The sequence below is a fragment of the Streptomyces sp. UH6 genome (assembly GCF_013421635.1).
In the GTDB taxonomy this organism is placed as follows: Bacteria; Actinomycetota; Actinomycetes; order Streptomycetales; family Streptomycetaceae; genus Streptomyces; species Streptomyces abyssomicinicus.
In genome coordinates this window covers 1-1,781 of sequence record NZ_JACADT010001099.1, presented here as the reverse complement: position 1 = coordinate 1,781, position 1,781 = coordinate 1, and the positions used below count along the sequence as shown (strand labels likewise).

Below are 1,781 nucleotides of genomic sequence, written 5' to 3'. Positions count from 1 at the left end.
CGGGCGCCGTGCCTCACCTTCCGCCCGGCGGCCGTGCCGCCCGCCACGACGACGGAGCGGCCTGCGCGGTCACGTGCGGACGCCCGACGCCTACCGGTACGGAGCAGACGCCCGGCGCCTTCAGGCACGGAGCACCGGAACCGTCGGCGCGGAGGACCGGCGCCGTCAGGTGACGGAAGACCGGCGCCGTCAGGTGGCGGAGGACCGGCGGAACATGCGGGTCGCGGTGATCTCGCTGTGCACCGTCTCGCCCTCCTGGACCTGCTGGGGCAGCCCGGGGCGCAGGTGTTCCTCGACGCTGATGTACTTCAGGCCCGCCCGCAGGTCCGCGTCGTTGCGCATCCGGATGACCAGGGGGAACTCCGCCAGCGCCGTCGTGTCGAACAGACCCGTGGTGTAGAGGAGTTGGACGCCCAGCGCGTCGGCCACGGCCCGCTGGAGTTCCAGCAGGTAGGTGGCGTTGGCGCGGCCGATGGGGTTGTCGAGGAACAGTGTTCCGGCGTGCCGGTGCTTGTCGCGGCCCCGGTCGTTGGAGCGCAGGGCGGCCATGGTGCAGTACAGCGCGATGGCCGCGGTGAGCAGCTGCCCGCCCGAGAACACGTCGCCCATCTGCCCGACGGGGACCCGTTCGGCGCGGAGCACCGCGTCCGGCTTGAGGATCTCCACGGCCACCCCCTTGGGATGGAGTGCCGCCGCCACACCGCGCAGCAGCAGCGACATGCCGTCGCGGCGCAGGTCGGAGTTCTTCTTCAGGGCGGACCGGGTCGCCTCGTCGACGACCTCGCCGAGCCGTTCGGTCAGCGTCGCCTGGTCGGGCTCATCGAAGCGGATGCGCAGGAACTCCTGGCCGGACCATTCGCCGAGACCTTCGGGCAGCCGGGAGAGCCGCTGGGCGGAGCGGAGGGTGGCGAGCGACGTCTCCACCAGGCCGCGCAGCCGGTCCACGATCGAGTCGCGGTTGCGCTCGAGCTGCTCCAGCTCGTCGGTGAGGACGCGCAGCCGCGGGGCGAACGCCTCGGCCCAGGCGCGTGCGTGGTCCGGCAGGGCGGCGGCGGGCAGTTCGCGGATCTGCTGCCGGGCGGGGGTCCGGACCTGCTCGTAACGCACCGAGTTGGCGTGCCGGACGAGGATGTCGCTCGCCTCGCGCACGGCTGCCTCGGCGGCCGAGAGGTCGGCCGCGCAACCGCGCAGTGAGCGGCGGGCCTCGGCGGCGGCCCGGCGGGCCTCGGCGAGGTCTCCCGGGTAGGGCTCCGGCTGCTCCTCGTCCTCGTCGGCGGACTGGTCGCGCAGCAGGTCACGCAGGAGTGCGGCGGTCTCGTCGAACCCCGCGGCGGCGTCCTCGGCGGCGTGGTGGTTCTCGAGGAGGGCCGCGTGGGTCTCCCGGGCCTCGCGCAACGCCTCGGTGTGGGCTGCCAGTTCGGTCGTGGCGGCGCGCAGCAGCGTCTGGGCGTGCCCGGCGTCGCGCGGGAGCAGGTCCTTGGGGAGTTCTGTGTGGTGCTCGCCCTCCTCGGGCGCCAGCCGTTCGGCGTCACCGCGCAGCCGGCCGAGCTGCTCGCTGGCCTGGGACATCCGGGTCTCGAGGACCTGCACGAGCTCCTCGGCGCGGGCGGCGGCGGCCTGCCGGGACGGGCCGTCGGCGCCGTCCGGGGAGGAGAGCAGCTGTTCCGCGCGGGTGCGGACCTTGTTGCTGAGGCGGTCGAGTTCGGCGCGCGCGGCGCTCTCGTCGCTCTCCGCCCGGGCCTGTTCGGCACGCAGGTCGGCGCCGACGCCCACCTTCTCGT

Annotated in this window: 1 pseudogene; it reads right to left on the bottom strand. The window is 74.3% G+C overall.

What is annotated here, in order from left to right:
• Nucleotides 1-189: 189 nt before the first annotated feature.
• Nucleotides 190-1,781: pseudogene (locus HW445_RS29615) on the bottom strand (hypothetical protein); the annotation flags it as partial.